The following is a 24,101-nucleotide window of genomic DNA, read 5'->3' as shown; positions in this document are numbered from 1 at the left end:
TGTGTCCTCCCTGATGGTTAAAGATATAGGTTAAGTGTACCAATTATGATTCTATGAATCTATAAGGTAAAAAGACTAAATGTCATAAAGAGGCTGAGTGATAAAAAAAAGGGAGTCCCGTAAACGGAACTCCTTGTATGCAATTATAGATGTAATTAGTTATTGATACGGTCGATGAACGTATTCAATTGTGTAAGTGTTACATGATCGTCTACACCGAAACGTCCATCAACATAACCTGTTGTAACTTCATTGTGAGCAAGGATCTCGATGTATGATTTTGCCCAGTGATTTGCTGGAACGTCCGTGAATGTAGCACCAGAAGCACCTTCAAGTCCGAAAGCTTCAACAAGAACTTTTGCTAGTTGAGCACGTGTCAATTGGCCATCCGGGTTAAATGAACCGTTACTGCCTGTGAAGATTCCTGCTGCTGCAACTGCAGCGATTGCGCCAATTTGTGGATGTTGGCTAGATACATCTTTGAAAACTGACTCTGTAGATGTAGTTGGCAGATTCAGTTTGTCAGCAAGTGCAACTGCTACGTCTGCACGTGTAGGAGCAGGAATTGGTTTTGGTGCTGGAGCCGGTGGCGTAACGGCAACTTCGTTAAAGTTCTTTACTCTTTTTGCGCCAATGTAACGTTTACCCCAATAGTAAGGGTCGTTGATAGAAGAAATCATAACACCTTTGCTTGTAGAAGCATGGATGAAATTGTTGCTACCTACATAGATACCTGCGTGTGAAACACCTTTTCCATTTGTGTTAAAGAAAACAAGGTCTCCAGCTTGTAAGTTCTTTTTCGCAACGGCAGTTCCCATTGCATATTGTTGACCAGTTGTTCTTGGAAGTGAGATACCGACATCTTTGAATGATCGTTGGATGAAGCCCGAGCAGTCAAATCCTGATGTAGTAGTTCCACCCCATTTGTAAGGAGTCCCGATGTATGATTTTGCCGAATTAAGTAACGATGTCGCAGAACTAGCAGATGCCATCGAGGGTACTGATGTTGAAATGATCAAGCTCGCTAATGCTAGGATTAAAAAACGTTTCATTATCTTCTCATATTCCCCTTTCACACATTCGCTTGTACGTTGTATGTGTTTTGTCTGTGACTAGCTTAACATAGCTTGTCTAAGATTATGATTACAGTTATGTTACAAAACAATTACACTATGAATAGTTTGTCTGTTTTCGTCATATAATCAAGCAGATCCCCGAAGACGAGCGTGATGTCTTCGGGGCGTTTTGCCTTTAAAGTAAGAGATTGCTACATTCGACACTTGCAACAACTGCGGCTAGCTACTAGACTAATGAGAAATCTTTAAAAGAAAAGGGTGTCGAAATGATCAAGCAGAAATACTGGAGTCTAGTAGTTTGTTTTTAGTATTGATTGTCATGTATCCTACATCCAGCGCATTCGCCAATTATTTTACGGTGACGCCGGGTGTCGAATATAGTAAAGGGCCGAATTCATGGGGGAACCGCTCATAATCCATTCATATAGTTGAGGCGGATGTAGCAAGGCCGGAAATCTCGGTGCAAGCAATTATCCCGTCACCTTTAACAACACGTAAGCCGCTAACGACGCTGCTGAAAGAGGCATCTTCGAACGGCAATCATGTGGTAGCAGGTATCAATGCATCATTCTTTCATATGAAATCTGGCGCTCCAGCTTATTTACTGGCTTCAGATAATATTGTGAATACATACGGTGTCCTTTCGAGTGGTAATGATGAATATATGAGTGTTCCATCCGCTTTTGGTATTGATCGAAATGGTCTTGGGCGCATTGGACGATTTGGCTATGAGGCATCGATTCAGACCGATACGACGAAAAAGACGATTCATTTTATCAACAAAGCGCGTGGAACGGGAGAGATTGTCCTGTATACGCCAAGCTACAGTTATGCTTCGACACGAACAAACAGTTCTGGAATGGAAATAGTGTTAAGCAATTTCTCAGCTCCAATTGAAGAGAATTATCGCCTTGGTACACCAATTACGGCGACTGTTGAAAAAGTAGTGCCAAATGGAAATGGCGATACGGTCATTCCGAAAAATGGGGCGGTTTTGTCGATTCAAGGCGGCGCGCAGGCAGCGGAGTTTGCGAATGTGCAAGCAGGTAGCCAACTGACATTGTCCATCGATTTAACAGAGCCTTGGCAAGGGGCAGACTTCGTCCTTGCGAGTGGGCCTCTTCTTGTGCAAAACGGTAAAGTCGATATGACCATTAATCCACAAAGTAGTCGTGCAAAGGCGAGAGAGCCGCGAACAGCTGTAGCGACAAATGCGGATGGCTCAAAAGTATTTTTTGTGACAGTTGATGGTAGAAGCACTGCGAGTGCGGGTATGACGTTACCTGAATTCTCTTCTTATCTAGTGTCAATTGGCGCACATCATGCATTGAATTTAGACGGTGGAGGCTCTACAACATTAGCTGTACGTGAGCGAGGAACTGTGTATCCAAAAGTCTTTAATAATCCATCCGATAAATCACAACGTGCTGTCTCTGCTGTACTTGGTGCCGTTTCTTATACAGAAGTTAGTCAACCGAGAACAATGGTTGCGAAGATGACAGGGCCATCTGTGTTATTGCCGGGTGCAACGACAACTGTACAGGTGGATAGTGCACTTGATAGCAATTTCCACGTTGTCCCAGTAAATAAGAACGATATCCGCTATTCCGTAACAGGTGACATCGGAACGGTATCAGCATCGGGTGTTTTTACTGCTGTAAAAGCAGGAAAAGGCAGCATTGTCATCACATATGGTAATGCGACACAGTCCTTCCCGATTGAAGTAGCAGATGCGCCTTCCAAAATGGTACTGACAGGAGCAACAGGAGAAGTAGGGCCTGAAGATACGATTCCGTTTACAGTGAAAGCCTATGATGCAGCAAATCGTGAAATGGCATTCGCCCCATCTATCATTAAATGGTCTGCAAGTCCAGAACTGGGAACGATTGATGCATCTGGCGTTTTGAAGACAAATCGTTCAGGTGCGGGAAGTGTTACAGCGACAATTGGTGCTAAATCAGTGACACAAACATTGAAAATTATCAGTGGTGGAAAGCTTATTAGCTCGTTTGTTAAAAGTGCGGAATGGCGTGCAGAATCAGCAAAAGCTACGACAACACTCCGATTTGATGGCAGTAAAGCACCTGTCAAAGATGGACAAACGGCATTGACATTGTCATATGATTTCACAGCGAACCCAACTGGAACTTCTGCGTCTTATGCTGTAGCGACCAAACCAATTGCTTTACCGGTAAAACCAACTGCCCTTGGCATGTGGGTATATGGAGACGGGGCAGCACATTGGCTCCGAGGGACGCTTGTAGATGGTAAAGGCAATGATGTAACGATTGATTTTACAAAGGAAAGTGGCCTCAATTGGACAGGCTGGAGATATGTTAAAGCACAATTACCAGCAACAATCCAAGGGCCTGTATCATTGAAGCGAATTTATGTGGCAGAAACATCAAGCATGAAGAAAAACAAAGGCTCGATTTACTTGGATCGACTCATAGCGGAATATGGGGATACGCACCGCGAACAGCCGTTTAATGATGTAGTTTTAAGTCACTGGGCAGTCAATGACATTGCATCATCTGTAGAATATGGATGGATTAATGGCTATGGAGATGGTACCTTTAAGCCAGAAAGTAATCTAACACGTGCTCATGCTGCGGTACTCATTAGTCGTGCGCTGAAATTACCACAAACAGCGACAAACGGGTTGTTTACGGATGTACCAGCTAGTCATATCTATGCCAAAGAAATTGCTGCGGTTAATAAAGCAGGCATTATGACAGGAAAATCAGGCGGGAAATTTGATCCAAACGGTACACTAACGCGCGCACAAATGGCTAAAATACTCGTCACTGCGTATGAATTAAAGGCAGGAAGTACACCTGTACCTCCGCTGAAAGATGTGTCAGCAGACTTCTGGGCTATCAAAGAAATTCAAGCGTTACAAGCTAATAACATCACAGTTGCACCCGATGGCAAATTCCGACCGAACGACAATGTGACAAGAGCTCAATTTGCCGCATTTATGATGCGCGCGAATAAATAAGAAAAGCGTAAGTCGACTGGAGTCTATATTGGGTTGAACTTATGATTTTCATCTACTCTCCAGCGAAGGCGCCTTACAAGCGGTCGCCGAAGCCGTAAGACTGGCAGTGGTTTTCTGCCTGGCTTATGGCGGAAGACATCCGCCATAAGCCGAGCGTTGTTAATAGGATTCTGTCATTTAGTTAATCTTCATTTAACAAATTTTTTTGTACTGAAAGCGAAGCGTCAGCTTCAGAAAACTCCCACCTCGATAGGTGGCGAGATGCATGCAGTTTTGTTTTTCTGTTCAGTGGGTGTTCAAACGCCGGCTGAACGATAGAGGAACGCAGGCTAAGGTCGCCACGTCCGAAGAGCGGTGCCTTAATTTCTGCAAAAAGCACAGAAATTAAGGCAAATTGAACCCTTCGCTGTTCGATTGGCAACGCCTGCATGACCTGCATCGTGCAGGCTCGAGCCCAAGCCTCCGACGTACAGGATGTACTAGTGCAGACAATGCCACAGGAAGTGGAAATGGCGTTTTTGTCGGCCGGCGGATGTCACAGATTTTTTAGAGGAGCTAAGAAGACAGTCTAAGTACGCGACGTCTTGAAGGGAAGTGCCTTAATTTCTGCAAAAACACAGAAATACGGCAAATCGAACCCTTCGCTGTTCGATTCGCAACGACTGCATGACCAACATCCTGTTGGCCCCTAGCTCGAAAAAAATCTGGACGCAATTACGCCAAGGCATAATTGATATAGACGTGTAAATAAAAGCCCGCCAGACCTTTCCCCATAAAGGGTTAACAGGTCTGGTGGTATCATTTGTCTCACCGCCTCGGTATGTATGTTATAATTGGTCATTATGATAATCGTCACAAAAAGGAAGAATTTCAATGAAAATTGGTATCGTCGGTAACTACGGAAATAATAATAATGGAGACGAGGCAATTCTTGCAGGAATTATTGAACAACTACAAGTTCATTATAAAATTCCGCTAGAGGATATTGTCGTCTTTAGTAATAACCCTCCGCAGACAGCAAACCTATATGGTGTAGCCTCTGCTCCTTTGTATTACAAAAGATCATCTGCCACATTGACATTTATTGAAACCATCAAAAAAAATTCTCCACTCATCCGTGAATTGGACATGTTAATCGTCGGCGGTGGCGGGATTCTCATGGACTTTTATAATCGTGAGGCACAACTTTTTGGATCATATGGCATCATGGCAAGATGGGGGAAAGTACCTTATATTGTCTACGGTTGTGGTGCTGGACCAATTACATCTTCGATGGGAAAACTGTTTATTCGCTATTTGGTCGGTCGTTCAAACAGTGTGTCTGTGCGTGATCCGAAGTCCAAGCAATTGCTGAAGAAAATCGGCGTAAGAAAGGATATTAAGGTTGTCGGAGACCCCGCCTTTGCCTTGCCATCCAAGTCTCAGGAAAAAACATCTGAGCGCATCAAAAATATTGGGGTTACCGTTGTTCCTTATTACAGTCTGGCTTATTGGCCAGAAGCAAATGATATTAAATATGAGAACTACGTCAGTGGAATGGCTGAAAACTTAGATTTAATCATGGCTGAAAAAGACGTGAACATTACATTGTTTTCCACGAAATTCCCGCATGATGTTGACGTAACAATAGATGTTTATAACCGTATGGTACATAAAGATCGCGTAACGGTGAATAAAAATAATTTATCTCCTGAAGAAATTATTGACATTAGTGCGGCGCAAGATCTGATTATCGGAACTCGATTACATTCACTTTATCTTGCAGTAAATGCGAATACGCCTGTCATGGCGATTTCATACCATCATAAAGTAGCAGACTTTATGGAAATGGTAGACATGGCAGAACGAACGGTCCGCATCGATGACCTGATTAAGAAAAAGGACTCATTGCTGACAGTAGTAGAGGCAATGGATCAACAGTGGCCTGAAAAAGTAGAGGAAGCGGATCAGTTACATCGCCGTATGAAAGAAATGGCGCGACTAGGTATGCAGCAATTCATCCGCGTCAAAAAGGAGTAAGTAAATGGAGCGAATCGTCGTATTCAGTAATATGTATCCATCCCCTCAGCATCCGACATTTGGTATTTTCGTAAAGAATCAAGTCGAACTTTTAAAGTCAGCGGATGTTGCTGTGGATGTACTGGCAATCGATAATCCAGGGAAAGGAAAAGCAACGGCATTGAAGAAATACATGTCGTGGTTTTTCCGTTCTTTTGTCTATATGATGAAAAATCGCAAGGCATTGTCGATTACGCATGCACATTATGCATTCCCGACAGGGTTATTGTCATTAATCGGTAAGAAAATGATGGGCATCCCTTACGTAGTTACAGTTCATGGCGGGGATATCGATCAGATGGCAGCTAAAGGTCCGTTCATTGCAGGCATTACGAAAACCATTTTACAGGCGGCAGAAGCAGTCATTGTCGTCGGAGAGAAATTAAAAACAGATGTGACAGGAAGATTTGAAGTGCCTGGCAATCGGGTGCATGTCATCAGCATGGGTGTTAATACGGCTGTTTTTAAACCGACTGTGAAAGAAGAAGCACGGACAACACTTAGTCTGCCATTAGAGAAAAAAATCATCTTATACGTAGGAAATGTCATTCGAGCCAAAGGGCTATTGGAGCTTGTTGAGGCATATACACTGGTGAAAACAGCGAATCCGGACAGCGAACTATACATTGTAGGCTCACAGAAAGACAGTAGTTTCGTCAAAGAGTTACAAGCGGTTATTCAAGAGAAGAACGTGGAAGGCGTCCACTTTCAAGCACCTGTTGGACAAGCTGAATTAGCGCAATGGATGTCTGCCGCAAGCGTGTTGACGCTACCTTCTCATCAAGAAGGCTTTGGACTTGTTGCGCTTGAAGCGATGGCAGCAGGAACAAAAGTGGTGGGAACGGACGTAGGTGGCCTGTCTTATTTGTTGAATCAAGGAGCAGGCATCCTGGTTGAACCGAAAGATGCCGATTCTTTAGCGGAAGGGCTGAAAGAGGCTTTGAACCCCTCTTCGACACAAATTGATGAAAAAGTGATGCAAGACATGGTGTCAGCGCATTCATTCGATACGGTTTTGAAGAAGTTACTCGCCATTTATCAGGCAGCTGAAAACAAACAGGTTGGCAATCGATGAGCAAAATGATGAAGATTGTCGGAGCCGTTGCGGTCATTAATATCGTAGCGAGGCTATTTGGTTTCCTACGGGAAGTAGCAATCTCCACGCAATATGGGACAACGTCTACGGCGGATGCGATTGTCACGGCCTATACGATTCCGAATTTCATTTACCTCGTTGTAGGTGGTGGATTGACAACGGCCTTTATATCAGTCTATCATTCGACAAAATCGGATAAGATGTTGTACGTTCGGAAGTCTTTTACAACGACACTTGTTACGGCGGTGTCCATTACTGTTGTGTTACTGATTTTTACGAATCCGGTATTGCATTTGTTTTTTAGAAATCGCAGTGTTGAAGAGTACGCAATGATTCGTAATTTATATTTGTGGATGATGCCTTCTTCTATCATTCTCGTGTTAGCGACATGGATGAGTGGCGCGCTGAATATCAATGGCAAGTACAATCTATCGAGCATGGCTGTTTTGCTCTATAATGCGGCGTTTGTTGGTATTGCTGTAGCACTGACAAGCACTTTTGGACCGCAATCTTACGGGATTGGTGCGATGTTCGGCGCTATTTTAATGGGGGGCTTTCTATATGCAGGCCTTCGGAAATCCAAGCTTTATTCGTTGAGACCGTCTTTTGGAATGTCTGATGATGTCAAACGGATTTGGGTCATTGCATTGCCCATTTTATTCGGCGGAGCGTCGCTGCAGTTTTATATTTTAATTCACCGAATTGCGGCCGATCAGTTTGGGGACGGAATGATTTCGGCTGTCAACTATGCGTCCAAATTGACGAGTTTGCCACAGGCCATTTTAATGACGGCAGTGACAACGGTAATTTATCCTCTTTTGAGTAAAAAGGAAGGGGAGGGTGACAATGAAACCATCCGTAAGCTTTATAAAAAAGGAATGCTTTATTTAGTCGCGTTACTCGTACCAGCAACAGCTGTAGCTTATTTCTTTGCAGAGCCACTTATTAGTCTTGTTTTCGAACGCGGGGAATATACGCGAGAAGATGTGCTGCTAACCGTACCGATTTTCCGTGCATTTGCATTATCGATGTTCTTCCTTGCAGCGAATACCTATATTACCCGATTTTATTATGCCAAAGCTAATTCCATTGTGCCGGTTTTATTCAGTATAGTGAGTGTTTTGGGGATTAACGTCGCGGTGATTTATTTGATGAAGGATGCGTTTGGTGCTTCGTCGATTGCCTATGGGACGGCGATTAGTGCGGCGGCGAACTTTGTGATGCTTGTTGTTTATGCGAGGGTGAAGTGGAAGTTATAGATGTTATAGAAGTGTACACCAAGCCGAGGGAAAACTAACCTCGGCTATTTTAATAAAGTTGATTGGAGTGTTTGATATGACAGTGAAAGCGCAAATTGAGCAGTGGTTTGAGCATTTTCATGCGCATCCTGAAGTGAGTTGGCAAGAAGTAGAGACGACTAGGCAACTTGCCGAAATTTTAACGGGGCTTGGCGTCAAGCATCATACGTTTGACGATGTAACGGGTGTTGTTGCTGAAATCGGGGAAGGTGACCGAATCATTGCAGTGCGCGCCGATATCGATGCACTGTGGCAGGAAGTAGATGGTGTTTATCAAGCCAATCATTCATGTGGACATGATGCCAATATTTCTATGGTCTTGGGCGCACTTCGTTACTTACAGCAGGAAGCGCTTGGCAGTCGTATTCGCTTTATCTTCCAACCAGCAGAAGAAAAAGGCAATGGTGCCAATGCGATGATTGAGCGAGGAGCCGTAGATGGTGTGAGTCATCTATTTGGGGTGCATTTACGTCCGCAGGAAGAAATTCCATTTGGCAAAGTAGCACCGGCCATTCATCACGGAGCGGCGGTATTCCTTGAGGGGAGAATCACAGGTGTGGATGCCCACGGTGCTCGACCTCATCAAGGGAATAATGCACTCGATCCACTTTTTGCGATTGCACAGTTCATAAAAACCATTCAATTTTCACCGTATGAAGCATATTCAGCGAAACTCACAAAAGTGCAAGCGGGTGGCGATAGCCTCAATATTATCCCGGGAACGGCGACATTTGCCATTGACGCGCGTTCACAATCCAACTCCGTGTTGAATGAATTGCAGGAGCGCATTACAGCGGGCATCGAGGCTATTGGCAAGATGCATGCTGTGGAAATCGAATTGATCTGGAGTGATTATACGCCAGCTGCGGAAGTGGCAGAAGAAGCGGTGGCGATTGCGACTGAAGCGATAGTAGAAACGGTCGGGGAAGAAGCATTTTCGCCAGCTATCATTACATCAGGTAGTGATGATTTCCATTTTTACACGATTCATCAGCCGGCGTTGAAAGCTGCCATGATTGGGATTGGAGCGGATCTTGCGCCTGGGCTTCATCATCCAGCTATGACGTTTAACCGGGAAGCACTCGATATAGGTGCACGGGTGTTGTCAGCTACGTTGAAGAAAGCTTCTTATTGGAAAAACTAAATGGAAAAAGTCTTTCAGTACCACGAGTTATTGTGGGGCGGAAAGGCTTTTTTTATTTTTTGCCGTATAGAATCGAGACTTCTTGATAAGCAACTTCAAATAGTTTGAATATCTAGAAAGTAATTCGCGTATGATGAACTAGCAATCTAGTGCTTGTCTTTGGAAATAGGATACCCGGAAAAACATGCACCAATTTATGTGTCAAAGTTTGTACCGATAGTGGGAAAAAGTAGACAAGGGGGCTATTAAGATGAAGAAGAAAAGTTTACGTGGATTATTTTTACCTCTATTTGGAGTGATGCTTGTTTTATCGGCATGCGGCGGGGGAGCTAAAAATATCGCAATTGGACCGGCTGCGAGTGAAACGAATAATGTGTCCAAGCTAATTCTTGAGGCATATGGAATTGAAGATGGAGATTATAAAGCATTCCAAGAAGGATTTGGGGACGCGGCGGATGGTGTTCAAGATGGAAATATCGATGTGTCAATTGGGATTCTTGGACTTCCGGCTGCTAGTATCGAAAGTTTACAAGCGTCTGCAGGTGATGTGAAAATGCTTGGCCTTTCCGACAAAGCGATTGCACATATTGAGGAGAATTCAGGTTATCGGAGATTGACAATTCCTAAAGAAACCTATGATTTCCTTACAGAAGATATTGAAACCGTTACGGCATACGCGATTCTAATGGGCAATACGGATACAATCGACGAGGAGCTTGGCTATGAGATTGCTAAAAACATGATTGAAAGTGCAGGTGAAAATACACATGCGCAAGCGAAGCAAATGATCCTTGAAAATGCGCTTCGTGGATCGGAAGGGCTTTTAATTCATCCGGGAGCTAAAAGGTATTATGAAGAGCAAGGCTTGACGGTGGACAATAAAGTTGCAAAGCTTACAGCTGATGTCAGTAAACGCAAGAAAGAATTTATTCTTGGAACGGGTAGTCAAGGAGGTACGTATTATCCTCTCGGAGGAGAAATGGCCAATCTTTGGAACAAGTATATCGACGGAGTGAATGTGACGAATACGGAAACAGGTGCTTCGGTTGAGAACCTCTCGACGATCAGTGAGGGGCATATGGATCTGGGAATGTCTGTACACGTTCCTGCGCTACAAGCATTAAACGGGGAAGCGGAGTTTAAAGGGAACAAAGTGGAAAATGCGGCTTTCATCGGCCATATCTATCCAGAGGTTATCCAAATTGTTACGCGGGAAAAGACGAAGATTAAGAGCCTTGACGATGTGAAATAAATGGACGGGAAGGAGGACGCCGAATGAAAGCTCAGCCGCAAATCGATGCACAAGAAATTCTGGAGAAGTATGATAAAGAGAATCAGTTTCGCACTCAAATTGGAAAATGGGCGTGGGTTGTAACATTTCTAGGCGTCGCACTGACAGTTTTTCATCTATATACAGGCTATTTTGGTACGCTCCCATCTCAAAAGCAGGGAGCAGTCCATCTCGGCACTGCTCTAGGAATTATATTTCTCCTCTATCCGGCAAGGAAAGCATGGAGAAATACGCAGAAAAAGGTTCCTTGGTATGATGTTACGCTCGCCTTTACAGCGATGTATGTAACCTATCATAAAATCTTTTTTTTCGACTCTATTTTGCAAAGTCGAGTTTCGGGATATAGCCCGCTTGATATTTTCATCTCGTTGCTTGGGGTTGTGCTTGTTCTTGAAGCAACGAGAAGAACAGTAGGACTGCCAATCGTTCTTGTTGCAAGTGTGGCAATCCTCTATGCAATTTTCGGGAAATACATTCCAACTCAAATTCTTTCACACCCCGGATTTTCGATTGACCGAATTGGACCGAATTTATGGTACCGAGAAAGTGGTGTGTTCGGAACGCCCATCCAGATTTCCGCGAAGTTCATCTATCTGTTTTTATTTTTTGGCGTCATGCTTGTGAATACACCAATCGGAAAGTTTTTCAATGATCTCGCCTTCTCCTTAACGGGACGCTTTACAGGGGGAACAGCAAAGACGGCTGTTGTGGCGAGTGCACTGCAAGGAACCGTTTCAGGAAGTTCAGTCGGGAATACGGTTGCTACCGGTTCTTTTACCATTCCGATGATGAAAAAAGCTGGATTTAAGCCGGAATTTGCGGGTGCAACAGAGGCTGCGGCTTCGACAGGTGGACAAATTATGCCGCCGATGATGGGCGCAGCGGCGTTCATCATGATGGAGTATCTCGGTGTGTCGTACGCAACAATTATGTTGGCGGCAGTCATTCCAGCCATTCTTTATTTTACAGGCATTTTTATCGGAGTCCATTTCGAGGCGAAAAAGTTGAAAATCTTGGGCTTGCCTAAATCGCAATTACCTGTTTTCAAGGATTTGATACTCAAAAATGGCTATATGCTTATTCCGCTTGTTGTGATTATCGTAACAATCATGTCGGGTTTTACGCCGCAGCGTGCAGCACTTTTCGGGATTCTTGCTGCATTTCTTGTTTCCTTGGTTCGAAAAGATTCGCGGTTGAATTTTCGGCGGATTGTCTATGTGCTTGAGCAAGGCGGGCGAGTTGCCTTACCGGTTATTGCAGCGGTTGCGACAGCTGGTATTATTGCCGGTGTCGTCAGTATCACGGGGCTTGGAGCGAAGTTCGCATCTGGCATTATTGCCCTGTCGAATGGTTATCTCATTCTTGCTCTTATTTTCACGATGATTGCTTGTATCGTCCTTGGGATGGGGCTTCCGACGACTGCGAATTACGTTGTCACCGCGACCATTGCTGCACCCGCACTGATCAATGAATTTGGAGTTGCTCCACTTGCTGCTCATATGTTCGTGTTCTATTTTGGCATCGTTGCAGACATTACTCCACCTGTTTGTCTCGCTGCATACGCAGGTGCTGGTATTGCCAGGGCAAATCCATTTAAGACTGGGGTGACAGCAGTTAAACTGGCAATCGCGGCGTTCATCATCCCTTATATCTTTATTTACAATCCGATTCTTGTCTTTGTAGATGTGACGATATTGAAACTGTTATTCAGTGTTGTGACAGCGTTACTTGGGATGATTGGCGTAAGTAGTGCGGTGATTGGTTATTTTATCCGTCATTCAAGAACTTGGGAGCGTTTCGTGTTGTTTGGAGCAGGGCTCATGCTAATTATCCCTGAAGTGTTGTCGAGTGGAATTGGCCTTGTGCTCATTGTCCTGATTTGGTTTATTCAAAAGAAAAGGCCTGAAGTTGATCGGGACACTAAAGTTCTTGCTGTATGAAAGTATTTATGAAAAGCAGGTTACCCCGTTTAGTTGTGTGGCAAAAAAATTTAAATGACACCTCAAATATCGAAACAAAAAACACTAAATTAATGTACGAATTAGCATTGCTTATAGCAGTGCTTTTTTTGACGGAATATTCAATCGGCAGATGCAGGTTTGAAAATCTAAATAATAGTAGTGAACTGTTATGGAACTAAACGAGCAGGCTAGTGAAAATAAAGCATTAATCCTACATAATGGTGCACAAATTGTCGGACGTATATTTTCAACTCCTGTTATTCTATTGATGAAGGAGGTCATATAATGGATTTGCTAAAAAATATGAATGATTCAATGAAGTATATTGAGGAGAACCTTACTAACGAGATAGACTTCAAAATCGTGGCAAGGTTAGCTCATTGTTCTGAATATCATTTTAAAAGAATGTTTTCTTTCCTTGCAGGAATTACGTTATCAGAATATATTCGCCGTAGACGACTTAGTTTAGCAGCATTTGAGCTTAACAATAGTAACATAAAAATAATTGATGTTTCAATTAAATATGGATACAGTTCACCGGACTCTTTTACTAGGGCTTTTCAAAATTTACATGGTGTAACACCGTCGGAGGCAAGAAATAATGGACAGCAATTAAAAGCCTATCCACTAATGACCTTTCAATTATCAATTAGAGGAGGAAATGAAATGAATTATCGAATTGAACAAAAAGAGGCATTTAACATAGTTGGTATTATGAAAAGGGTCCCGATTATTTTTGAAGGAGAAAATCCGGAAATTACAGCGATGTGGAAATCTTTGACTATGGAAAAAATAGATCAATTAAAAAAACTCTCTAATGTTGAACCTAAAGGAATGATTCAAGCATCTACAAACTTTCCTGAAGGCCGCATGGAAGAAAAAGGAGAGCCCAATCAGTATATAGGAGTAGCGACAACACAAGAATGCTCTGAAAACTTTTCAAAACTTGAAATCCCTGCCTTAACATGGGCTGTATTCGATTCAATAGGGCCTTTTCCTAGTACACTACAGGAAACTTGGGGAAGGATTTATTCTGAGTGGTTTCCATCTTCCGACTATCAAGCAATAGAAGGGCCTGAAATCTTGTCGATTAAAAGTAAAGATTTAACTTCACCATCAGTAAAAAGCGAAATTTGGATTCCAGTATCGAAAAAATAAATTAAAATTTGGAAGATACGGGTTTTGAATAATCATAAAAGACTCTTCGATTCACGAGGTAGCTGGAATCATATCTTTGTGCATTCAATCTCACCTGAAACAGAAATGATTCGGAAGGGGTGCTAAGCTTGAATCATCAACATGAAACACCTGAAGAAAAAAGAGAGCGGTTAAGGCAAGAAGAACTCAAAATGAATCCAACAGGTGCGGTTAATGATGGATTGAATCGGTCAACAACCGGTAATTTAGCAGATGTAGTTGGTGGTCTAGGTTTGAAAGGGACAGGTATAGTAATTGTCGTCTTAATCATTGGCTATGTTTTGTATAAGGTCTTTACTTAATCTGATTTTTATTATTTCAATGAAGGGACAGTATGTAGTATAGGAATATGAAAGACCGCTAATTCATGGACGAATTAGCGGTCTATTTCATTGGCCTATCTGGGCGTTAATCGTTACATAAAAAAGTTTTCCTTTCCAATCTTGTCATACAAACCACTCTTTTTGAAAAGGGAGAGTTTTTCTTTCGGCAATCGTTTAATAATAATTTGAATGCCCTTTTTTTCTGCATCGTCTAACAGGGCGAAGAGTGAGGCCTCGCCGGTCGCATCTATGACAGATAGGTGTTCCATGTCCAAGATAATGCGTTTTGCTGTAGATGCAAGAAGGGGTGGATAACGGTCTTCAAACACTTTCGCTGTACCGAAGAAAATGGGTCCTTCCACGATATATTTCGCTAATGTGGAGTGATCGCCTTGGCTAAATTTGGCGATTTCAACATCGGACAGTTTGGCGGCTTTCAATTCAAGTTTACCACTCATTTTCTTCAGGAATGAAAGAGCTGCCAGTAAAATACCGACTTGCACGGCAATCGTTAAATCGATAAAAATCGTTAGTAAAAACGTTGTCAATAATACAAGCGAGTCACCAGATCTGATGGATAAAATATGAACGAATGTTTTCCGAGCACTCATATTCCAGGCGACGGACATAAGAATGGGCGCCATAGCTGCCAGCGGAATATACGACGCATACGGTGCAAACAAGAGTAGAAAGGCCAAAACGAACAGACTTTGTACAACGCCAGAAATCGGGCTGACCGCACCTGAGCGGATATTCGTTGCTGTTCGGGCAATGGCGCCTGTCGCTGGGATGCCACCGAATAGCGGCGTGATGATATTGGCAATCCCTTGCCCAAAAAGTTCTCGTTTCGAATGATGCTTTTCGCTATTTGCCATGCCATCTGCTACGACCGCGGATAATAGGGATTCAATTGCACCGAGTGCTGCAATGACAAGTGCTGGTTGCCAAAGCGTTACTAATTTCGACAAGGTGATTTGTGGAAATTGGAAGCTCGGTAACGTATTAGGAATGCCGCCGAAAGCAGTTCCAATCGTTTCAACCTTACCTGGGAACAGAAAGATGGAAATAAGCGTCGGAATGAGCAGCGCAACGAGTAGTAATGGAATACGCGGAGCGATTTTGGGTAGGATAAAAATGACCAGCAGCCCAATAACGGCAGTTAGAATACTGAACAAGTTGACCGTATGGAACTGCTTGGCGAGGTCGATCATATTTTCATGGAAAAATTCTTTTTTATCCAGACCTGTAAGCCCAAAGAAATTGCCAAGCTGCCCTGTGAAAATGATGACAGCAATTCCTGTCGTAAAGCCAATCGTTACGGATCGAGGAACGAAATGAATGAGATTGCTGACGCCGAGAAAACTCATAATGAGCAGGAAGATTCCTGCTAAAAAGCCGGCGATCAGTAAATCTTCATAGCCATATTGCAGAACAATAGCCAGCAATATCGGGATGAAAGCGCCGGTCGGTCCCGCAATTTGATAGCGCGAACCACCTAATAATGCAACGAGTAGCCCAGCAATGATGGTTGTATACAAGCCGTATTCGGGTTTTACACCTGAGGCAATTGCAAAAGCCATCCCAAGCGGAATGGCTACAATTCCAACAGTAATCCCCGCAATTAAATCCTTGCGAAAACCCGCTACGTTATAATGAAGATATCGATGATCCTTGAACATCTAACTTCCTCCGTTCAAGCTATATTTACGAAAACCCGTCTATCTAGTATAGCTAACAAATGTTGGAGTGACAAGGGTTCAAGATTGTCTAGTCAATCTACAGTGACTTATTCACAAGTAAGGATGAAGTCAAAATAATTGCAAGTTTGTTCAATACAGCCTATTATTTAGATGTTAAAGTATATTGGATTGGAGAGATTTTCATGACAAGATTACAAGATAAAGTAGCATTTATTACAGGTGGCGCATCCGGTATGGGTGAAATGATGGTGAAATTGTTTGTAGCTCAAGGTGCGAAAGTTATAGCTGCAGACATTAACACAGAAGCGCTTCAAGCTAAATGGGAAGATGTTGAAAATGTTGACTATGTAAAATTGAATGTAACAGACGATGAAAACTGGAAAGAGGCTGTAAAAACGGCAGCTGATAAATTCGGTAAGCTTGATATTCTTGTCAACTGTGCAGGCATCTCTACTGAAAAAACAATGGACGAAATTACAATACAAGATTGGCAACGTATTCACGACATTAACGGATATGGTACATACGCGGGTATGCGTGCCGTAGTTCCTCACATGAAGGAAGCTGGACAAGGTTCAATCGTTAATATTGCTTCTTATACAGCGCTAGTTGGTATGGGTTACAATCCATATTCTGGATCTAAAGGTTCAGTTCGTGCGATTTCACGTGCAGCAGCGGCAGAGTTCGGTAAAGATGGAATCCGCGTAAACGCAGTATTCCCAGGTGTTATCGAAACGCCAATGGTTGCGAACTTGCAGTCCTCTGCAGCGGCACTTGAGGGCTTGATCAGAATGACGCCACTTAATCGTCTTGGACAACCAGAAGATGTTGGTAACGCAGTACTATTCCTAGCATCAGACGAAGCATCATACATTACAGGTGCAGAGCTTGTTATTGACGGCGGATTTTCTGCTCGATAAGTCATTAATAGTTATACACAAAAACCGCTACGCGCGATGCGTAGCGGTTTTTGTGTATAGTTAAATTTATGGAGAGCTACAATTAAACAAAAGAATCTTTCTAACAATGCTCGGCGCCGTCTTTACTGGATAGTTGATGAAAATCATCAGTTCAACTTTATCATTATGGAGACATAAAGAATTTTGCCTACACTTGAATTAAACGGAGTCACATACATATTTGAATCGTTTTGTACCTTTGTTTTATCAAATAAGGGAGAAAGAGAAAGGGGGGCTTTGGTGACTACGAAGGTGAAGCTTGTGGCGCGTGCTAAAAAAGGTGATAAAGATGCATTTCAGGCGCTTGTCCATGAAGAAAAAGAGAAGTTGTATAAAATGGCCTTTGTCTATATGAAGAACGAAGATGAGGCGTTAGAAGTGTTTCGAGAAACGCTCTATACCTGTCAGTACGAAAACCAATACGAAGCTTGTCACAGTCAATCATCGGCAAGAGAGTGGGGGCTTTACGCTAAGCGTACCTGATTTGAAAATAAGCCCGGCAGGTGTACTGCTTACATTCGATAAGGTCTATACAGAGTCGGAAACGAATGATTTGTTAACGCAATATATTGACTTCAAAGTAGTTGATGATGCGGGAAATGAATTGGCTTTTCAAACAGGTGATAGCTTTGGGGAGACGGTAGATGGACAAATGCATTGGTCTGATAGCGGGCTTTATGATCCGATTAAAGACAAAGTGAAAACATTGACGATTACGCCTTATATGACCATACCGAGAAGCCTAACGGAAATGGACGAAGAGGACAATGAAGTCGAAATTGACATTAAGCGCTATCGAGACAAAGGCATCACGTTTGACAGTTTCACAGTGGAAATTCCATAAACATACAACAACGCCGTTTGGATAGGTCCAAACGGCGTTGTGCACTTAAGCTAACGTAAAGCAGTTCACCACTTCTTGTATCAAAACCGGCTCCAGTAAAAAAACGGAAGCCGGTTTTGATTGATTAAAATGAATCGTTTTTCGATAAGCCATCAAGTTTCAATAATAGATACTTTAACATTAAATGACAATAATCGCCGAAAGTTCTGAAAACTATGCTCGTCTTTTAGTAAACGGGATAAGGATAACCCCGATAAGTGCCCCGACAATTGCGGGAACGAGCCAACCAATCTGCTGTTCGTAGAGTGGTAGATGTTTGAGTACGGAAGTGACCGGCTTGACGTCAATGCCAGCTCCTTTCAGCCCGTCAAAAATACTGACGAACACAGTTGCAAGGAGTGCTAAAATATAGACAATTGGCGCTCTTCCGAATAGTTTGTCTACGAATGACATGAGCATTAAGACAATCGCAAGTGGATAAATCATCAATAGCACAGGTACTGAAAATGAAATAAGCTGTGTCAATCCAACATTTGCAACGAGCGCACTGAAGCCCGCAAAGATGAAAATAAAAGTCTTATAGGAATACTGCGGTAGCAGTTGTACGAAAAATTGTGCACACGCAGATACAAGTCCAATCGATGTGGTTAAGCAAGCGAAAATGATGGTAAGGGCGAGAATCGTTGTCCCAAGAGAACCATATAAAACAGTTGAAGCGAGTGCAAGAACCGTTCCGCCATTTTGTTGAATGCCAATTGCGTCGATACTTGTTGCGCCAATATAAGCAAGTGAGACATAGACGAGTGCCATTCCAATTGCTGCAACGATTCCAGCGAAAATCATCGCTTTCATAACCGCAGGTCTTTCGGTTACGCCTTCTGCTTTTAACGCGTTAATCACGACAATTCCGAAAACGAGTGCCGCAATGACATCCATTGTCAAATAGCCTTCTACAAAACTACGGAAAAATGGCTGTGTGACATAATCGCCTTGTGGTAATCCGATTTCCCCGATAGGTGTAACGATGCTTTTCACTGCAAGTGCTCCAATCACAATAAATAGGATGGGAGTTAGCACTTTCCCGATACGATCGACAAGTTTCGCAGGATTTAGCGCGAGCGCTACCGTAATGGCGAAAAAGACGATTGTGAATAGGGCGAGTGGCCAGTTAGCAGTTGAAATCGATTCGGGTAGAAAAGGAACAATCCCAATTTCATAGGATACTGTGGCCGTCCGTGGAATCCCGAAAAAAGGTCCGATTGCCATATAGATGACCATCGTAAATACAGCCCCAAAAAGAGGATGAACCCGGCTAGCAATTGTTTGTAGACTTCCACCTGAGTTGGCAATCGCAAGGACTGCAATGAGCGGGAGGCCAACCCCAGTGATGAGAAATCCAATCATGGCAACGAAAAGTTCGTCGCCCGCCATTTGTCCGAGAAGTGGTGGGAAAATAATATTACCCGCACCGAGGAACAAAGCGAAAAGCATAAGCCCGATTACGAAATTCTTTTGTAAAGACAAGTAAATTGCAACTCCTTGATATAATGTAAAACGAAAATCTCCATTTTACATTATAGATGACAAGAAGGGGAATCGTCCAATAAATTCGACAGCATTTGTGAGAAAGAATAAATAGTATGTCATTATAGGCATAAATATAGTTCTATTGAGCTGTTTTTCAGACAAAATTTGACCAAAATGCATAGTAAAGTATCAATTTAGAAAAATAATGGCTTAATTTTTAATTCGAGAGACCGATATTATAGGTATACATAAAAGGGAGGCGTTGAGATGAAAACGATTCGTGCAAAGATTTGGAGTGGCTTTGGGGTAGTCATTTTACTTACGGTTATTTTAGCATTATATGGTGCAGCAGGTATTAAAAGCATGGTTGCAACATCAGAAGATATTACCGATGAACAGTTGCCGATGCTCATTACCGATTCAAGACTTGCTTTTAATGTAGCAGAACGAGTGGCAATGGCCCGAGGATATTTGCTTTATGGAGATACAAAATATGTCGATGAATTCAACCGTTTAACAGAAGCGAGTATAGGGCTTCAAGAGGATCTTGAGCGAACGTCCAACTCGGAGGACGTCAAGCGCTTAATTGAAAGTAGTGTCGAATGGCGTCGCGTTTTGACAGACCAAGTATTCCCGGTCGTGAAGGCAGGGAATCAAGAGGAAGCTGAACGTCTCGATCGTGAAATTGCTGAGCCACTTGGGCTTGAAATTATGGCAGGTTTCAACGAGCTAACTGTGACGCGACAAGACATCATTGTAGCTGATGGAGTTGCTGGTGTAGAGGCGGGGAAAAGCACGCAACTATGGAACTTGATTATTGCAGCGATTGTTATTATTCTCGCTGTCGCTATCAGTTTTTATATGGCACGTAGCATTTCGAGACCAGTTATAACCGTTTCACAACGCATGGAGCGCATGGCGGAAGGAATTTTAAATGATCCTCCTTTGGAAACAAAGCTCAAAGACGAGGTTGGACAACAAATTCACGCGATCAATAGAATGAAAGATCAAATGCAACAGACTTTGTTGGGGACGATTGCGATTTCCCGTCAGGTGAACAATCATAGTACAGATTTGTCGGAAATGGCTGGTGTTGTCAGTGATTCGGCAAGCCAGATCGCAGCGACGATGGAACAGCTAGCAGCGGGCGCAGAAGCACAGGCGAACACGGCTTCCAATATGGCGGAAATGGTCGGCAGTGTTTTTGAAGACATTCAACATGCGAATGAGGCGGGCAATAATCTCGTTACGTCTTCTAGAGCAATCTTGCAACAGACGGTTAGTGGTAATGAAATGATGGAGAGTTCTGTAAGCCAAATGAATAATATTTACGCAGTTGTCTATGATTCTGTGGAAACGATTAAACAATTGGATCATCAGACGAAGGAAATATCGGAGCTGGTGACAGTCATTAGTGAAATTGCTGAACAGACCAACCTACTTTCGCTCAATGCTGCAATCGAGGCGGCACGCGCAGGGGAACATGGTAAAGGCTTCGCCGTTGTAGCCGATGAAGTGAAGAAATTGGCGGAACAAGTTGCGAATTCTGTTAGCGAAATTACTACGATTGTCGACACTGTGCAAGCAGGCTCGTCAACAGCGGTAAAAGCGTTAGAAAGCGGTTATCAGAGCGTTGCTGATGGGAAGCAGAAAGTGCTTGATACAGGTGTTGTATTTGAGAAAATTACAACATTAGTGACGGAGATGAATGAACTGACGAATACCATGTCAGCAGATTTGGAACACCTCGAGGAAATTGGTGGACAGTTAACAGAAGGGGTAACAGAAGTCGCATCCATTGCCGAAGAATCAGCCGCAGGTGTCGAGGAAACGACAGCATCCGCAGAAGAGGCTTCTTCGCAAGTTGAATCGATGAGAGAAGGAGCAGGCGAGCTATCTACGCTTTCTGATGAACTGGAAGGCTCTGTGAAGCGCTTTGCGATTGAACAACACTCATAAGTAAGCAGCCGCAATTTGTCACATGATGTGACAGATTGCGGCTGTTTTGTTTGCTCACTGTATTGCGCGGTTCGCGTGCTGTATTGCGTGGTTTGCGTGCTGTATTGCGTGGTTTGCACGTGGTATTGCGCGGTTCGCGTGCTGTATTGCGTGGTTTGCGCTTGGCATTGCGCGGTTCGCGCGCCATATTACGTGGTTTACCCACCGCATTGCGCGTATCCACAGCTACTTTTATTTCCACCTGTCGAAATAAGTTGTACGTACAACCTCTGAAGTGTAGAATGAAAGAAGGATTCATACTCAGGAGGTTTTCCAATGGAACAAGTTCAATTTATGCGCAATCTTATTATCGAGACACCTTCATTACCCGGGAACTTTGCGAAAGTGGCAACGGCCATCGGGCAGTTAGGAGGAGATATTGGTGATATTCAAACGATAAAAGTCGGAACGTTGTCTACAATCCGCGATCTTGCTGTTCAATGTTCGAACGAAGGACATTTGCTACAAATTGTTGGAGCGATTAATGCGATTGGCGAAGGTATCAGTGTGCAAGCTGTGACAGATGACGTATTGCAAGCACATGAAGGCGGTAAAATTCATATGAAAGGCCGTTTTGAAATTCGTTCACTTGGCGACTTACGTCGTGTGTATACACCGGGCGTAGCGAATGTTTGTAAAGTGATTGAGAATGATCCAGAGCAGGCAAAATACTTCACGGGTATTTCCAACACGGTTGCCATCGTGACAGATGGTACGGCGATTCTTGGACTTGGTAATATTGGCCCTGTCGCAGGAATGCCTGTAATGGAAGGGAAAGCGGTATTATTCGACCAATTTGCGGGGATTAGTGGTATTCCAATTCTACTCGATACGAGCGATCCTGATCAGGTTGTTGAAACGGTGAAGCATATTCACAAAGGCTTTGGCGGGATTTTACTCGAAGATATTGGTTCACCACATTGCTTTGAAATCGAGGAGCGTTTGAAGGCAGAGCTGTCGATTCCAGTGATGCATGATGATCAGCATGGAACAGCCGTTGTTACATTGGCTTCTGTTATCTCAGCGTGTAAACAATCAGGTGTAGAGCTAGCTAACGCCGTCGTCGGACAAATCGGTCTGGGCGCTGCAGGCCTGGCGATTAGCCGTATGTTGATGGCTTACGGTGTCAAGGAGATGCGCGGGGTTGATCGAAACGTTGAAGCATGCGAAAGACTTGTGAACTATGGCGGAACGGTTGTTGATTCGGTAGAAGAATTGATGGCGTCTTGTGATATTATCGTGGCAACAACGGGTGTTGCAGGCCTCATTAATCCAGAAATAGTACGCAAAGGCCAAATTATTTTAGCATTGTCTAATCCAAATGCTGAAATTGCGCCAGAAGTAGCGCTAAAAGCAGGTGCGGCTTTTGCGGCAGACGGACGCCTTGTCAACAATATTCTTGGCTTCCCGGGCATTTTCCGTGGTGCGCTCAATGCACATGCTAAGGAAATTACCTACCCAATGTTGATTGCAGCAGCACTCGCAATCGTTGACAGCACAAAGCCGGGAGACCTTGTTCCACATCCACTTGACCCGAACGTCCATCAAAACGTAGCGGCAGCAGTAGAGCGTGTAGCGAATGGTCAAAACTAAATAGTCGCAACATGAATAGTCGTATCATAAAATGAAAAACGCCCTAACGTCTGGTATGGAGCTAGACGTTGGGGCGATATTTGATTATAAACGAGTACATCACAATTTGTTCATCTATTCTTCATAAGTTTGACAAAATGCTGTTGGAGATGGAAATAATGGGGGAAGAGGAAGAAAAATGAGTTGATTTTGCAACAGTCGGGCTCGTGTAGGAATTGACCGTATGATTTGTGGGAATTATACTTACAAAGGAACAAAATTTTTTTAGGAAGTTGGTTGATTGATATGGAAAATTTGAAACTTATTAAAGTTGAAAGCCCTGAACAAGGTGCGGAACATGTTTTCCGGATCATGAAAGAGGAACTTGACAATGGACGTCTTGACGTACTCGGCCTAGCGACAGGTAGTACGATGATTCCAGTCTATAAAAAGTGGACGGAATCAGACTTAGATTTCACGCAAGTGACTGCGTTTAACTTAGATGAGTATGTTGGCCTTGAGGCTTCGAATCCGAATAGCTATGATTACTTTATGAAAGAGCATCTTTTCAGTAAGAAAAAATTCAAAGAAACGCATATTCCAAATGGAATGGCGACTAATTTAGATGAAGAATGTGCGGCTTATGAAGCACTTTTGCAAGCAAATCCATTGGATATTCAATTACTTGGCGTTGGTGAAAACGGCCATATTGCGTTCAACGAACCTGGAACGCCTGCGGACTCGGTTACACATCCTGTAGAATTGACAGAGTCGACACTTGGTGTAAACGGTCAATACTTTGATAACAACGAGGAAATTCCAAAAACAGCTCTAACGATGGGGATTGCTTCAATTATGCGTGCAGAAAAGATTCTAATACTCGCCTTTGGTGAAAAGAAACGTGCTGCACTTAAGACATTACTTGAAGGAAATATCACACTAGAATGTTCCATCACGCAATTATTACATCATCAAGACGTAACGGTCATTACGGATCTTGAACTCTAATAACGAAAAGACAGCAACCCGGGGAAATAGGGTGCTGTCTTTTTTGTT

General features: G+C 43.2%; 20 protein-coding genes. 16 read left to right on the top strand and 4 right to left on the bottom strand.

Going from position 1 to position 24,101, the window contains the following annotated elements:
* Window positions 1-155: 155 nt before the first annotated feature.
* Window positions 156-1,052, bottom strand: a complete 897-nt coding sequence (locus tag MKY34_RS21050; protein ID WP_342513058.1) for a C40 family peptidase — start codon at window positions 1,050-1,052, stop codon at window positions 156-158.
* Window positions 1,053-1,536: 484 nt separating this feature from the next.
* Between MKY34_RS21050 and MKY34_RS21045 the strand changes: the two genes are divergently transcribed.
* On the top strand, window positions 1,537-4,077 hold the full coding sequence (locus tag MKY34_RS21045; RefSeq protein WP_342513057.1) for an S-layer homology domain-containing protein: 2,541 nt from the start codon (window positions 1,537-1,539) through the stop codon (window positions 4,075-4,077).
* A gap of 181 nt (window positions 4,078-4,258) precedes the next feature.
* Here the strand turns inward: MKY34_RS21045 and MKY34_RS21040 are convergent, their stop codons facing one another.
* Window positions 4,259-4,516, bottom strand: coding sequence for a hypothetical protein (locus tag MKY34_RS21040; protein ID WP_342513056.1), 258 nt, complete (start codon window positions 4,514-4,516; stop codon window positions 4,259-4,261).
* Window positions 4,517-4,950: 434 nt separating this feature from the next.
* On the opposite strand from MKY34_RS21040, the gene MKY34_RS21035 reads away from it, so the two are divergent.
* The 8 genes from MKY34_RS21035 (at window position 4,951) to MKY34_RS21000 (ending at window position 14,424) form a co-directional block, all read left to right on the top strand.
* A complete protein-coding gene (locus MKY34_RS21035) occupies window positions 4,951-6,096 on the top strand; it encodes a polysaccharide pyruvyl transferase family protein (RefSeq protein ID WP_342513055.1) in 1,146 nt (381 codons plus the stop codon).
* Between the two features lie 4 nt (window positions 6,097-6,100).
* Window positions 6,101-7,210 (top strand): glycosyltransferase, encoded by a 1,110-nt coding sequence (locus MKY34_RS21030; RefSeq protein WP_342513054.1) that lies wholly within the window; start codon window positions 6,101-6,103, stop codon window positions 7,208-7,210.
* Window positions 7,207-8,490, top strand: a complete 1,284-nt coding sequence (locus tag MKY34_RS21025) for a lipid II flippase MurJ (RefSeq protein WP_342513053.1) — start codon at window positions 7,207-7,209, stop codon at window positions 8,488-8,490. The genes MKY34_RS21030 and MKY34_RS21025 overlap by 4 nt, the downstream gene beginning before the upstream one ends.
* 76 nt (window positions 8,491-8,566) lie before the next feature.
* The gene (locus MKY34_RS21020) at window positions 8,567-9,673 is read left to right on the top strand and encodes an amidohydrolase (protein WP_342513052.1); all 1,107 of its coding nucleotides are present in this window, start codon (window positions 8,567-8,569) and stop codon (window positions 9,671-9,673) included.
* Between the two features lie 250 nt (window positions 9,674-9,923).
* Entirely contained in the window at window positions 9,924-10,925 is a 1,002-nt protein-coding gene (locus tag MKY34_RS21015) for a TAXI family TRAP transporter solute-binding subunit (protein ID WP_342513051.1), read from the top strand.
* A 23-nt stretch (window positions 10,926-10,948) separates the two neighbouring features.
* Window positions 10,949-12,904, top strand: a complete 1,956-nt coding sequence (locus MKY34_RS21010) for a TRAP transporter permease (protein ID WP_342513050.1) — start codon at window positions 10,949-10,951, stop codon at window positions 12,902-12,904.
* 306 nt (window positions 12,905-13,210) lie between these two features.
* Complete coding sequence (locus MKY34_RS21005; RefSeq protein WP_342513049.1) at window positions 13,211-14,083, top strand: AraC family transcriptional regulator; 873 nt, start codon at window positions 13,211-13,213, stop codon at window positions 14,081-14,083.
* Window positions 14,084-14,211: 128 nt separating this feature from the next.
* A complete protein-coding gene (locus MKY34_RS21000) occupies window positions 14,212-14,424 on the top strand; it encodes a DUF6366 family protein (protein WP_342513048.1) in 213 nt (70 codons plus the stop codon).
* Window positions 14,425-14,537: 113 nt separating this feature from the next.
* Here the strand turns inward: MKY34_RS21000 and MKY34_RS20995 are convergent, their stop codons facing one another.
* Window positions 14,538-16,124, bottom strand: coding sequence for a SulP family inorganic anion transporter (locus MKY34_RS20995; protein WP_342513047.1), 1,587 nt, complete (start codon window positions 16,122-16,124; stop codon window positions 14,538-14,540).
* A gap of 203 nt (window positions 16,125-16,327) precedes the next feature.
* Here MKY34_RS20995 and MKY34_RS20990 point away from each other — a divergent pair, with 203 nt between their 5' ends.
* The 3 genes from MKY34_RS20990 to MKY34_RS20980 all read left to right on the top strand — a co-directional run bounded on the left by MKY34_RS20990 (window position 16,328) and on the right by MKY34_RS20980 (window position 17,948).
* Window positions 16,328-17,065, top strand: coding sequence for a glucose 1-dehydrogenase (locus MKY34_RS20990; protein WP_342513046.1), 738 nt, complete (start codon window positions 16,328-16,330; stop codon window positions 17,063-17,065).
* A 279-nt stretch (window positions 17,066-17,344) separates the two neighbouring features.
* A complete protein-coding gene (locus MKY34_RS20985; protein WP_342513045.1) occupies window positions 17,345-17,587 on the top strand; it encodes a hypothetical protein in 243 nt (80 codons plus the stop codon).
* Window positions 17,502-17,948 carry a DUF5643 domain-containing protein gene (locus MKY34_RS20980; RefSeq protein WP_342515325.1) on the top strand — a complete coding sequence of 149 codons (447 nt, stop codon included), beginning with the start codon at window positions 17,502-17,504 and terminating at the stop codon, window positions 17,946-17,948. The genes MKY34_RS20985 and MKY34_RS20980 overlap by 86 nt, the downstream gene beginning before the upstream one ends.
* Before the next feature lie 213 nt (window positions 17,949-18,161).
* Here the strand turns inward: MKY34_RS20980 and brnQ are convergent, their stop codons facing one another.
* Window positions 18,162-19,472, bottom strand: coding sequence for a branched-chain amino acid transport system II carrier protein (gene brnQ / locus MKY34_RS20975; RefSeq protein WP_342513044.1), 1,311 nt, complete (start codon window positions 19,470-19,472; stop codon window positions 18,162-18,164).
* Between the two features lie 270 nt (window positions 19,473-19,742).
* Between brnQ and MKY34_RS20970 the strand changes: the two genes are divergently transcribed.
* From MKY34_RS20970 to MKY34_RS20955, 4 genes are all read left to right on the top strand, one after another.
* Complete coding sequence (locus MKY34_RS20970) at window positions 19,743-21,434, top strand: methyl-accepting chemotaxis protein (protein WP_342513043.1); 1,692 nt, start codon at window positions 19,743-19,745, stop codon at window positions 21,432-21,434.
* 46 nt (window positions 21,435-21,480) lie between these two features.
* Window positions 21,481-21,687 (top strand): hypothetical protein, encoded by a 207-nt coding sequence (locus tag MKY34_RS20965; protein WP_342513042.1) that lies wholly within the window; start codon window positions 21,481-21,483, stop codon window positions 21,685-21,687.
* Between the two features lie 62 nt (window positions 21,688-21,749).
* A complete protein-coding gene (locus MKY34_RS20960) occupies window positions 21,750-23,066 on the top strand; it encodes an NAD(P)-dependent oxidoreductase (protein ID WP_342513041.1) in 1,317 nt (438 codons plus the stop codon).
* A gap of 294 nt (window positions 23,067-23,360) precedes the next feature.
* Window positions 23,361-24,053 (top strand): glucosamine-6-phosphate deaminase, encoded by a 693-nt coding sequence (locus tag MKY34_RS20955; protein ID WP_342515324.1) that lies wholly within the window; start codon window positions 23,361-23,363, stop codon window positions 24,051-24,053.
* Window positions 24,054-24,101 lie beyond the last annotated feature (48 nt).

The sequence above is a fragment of the Sporosarcina sp. FSL K6-1522 genome (assembly GCF_038622445.1).
In the GTDB taxonomy this organism is placed as follows: Bacteria; Bacillota; Bacilli; order Bacillales_A; family Planococcaceae; genus Sporosarcina.
The sequence above is the reverse complement of the archived record's forward strand: the minus strand, read 5'-3'. Positions and strand labels throughout refer to the sequence as shown.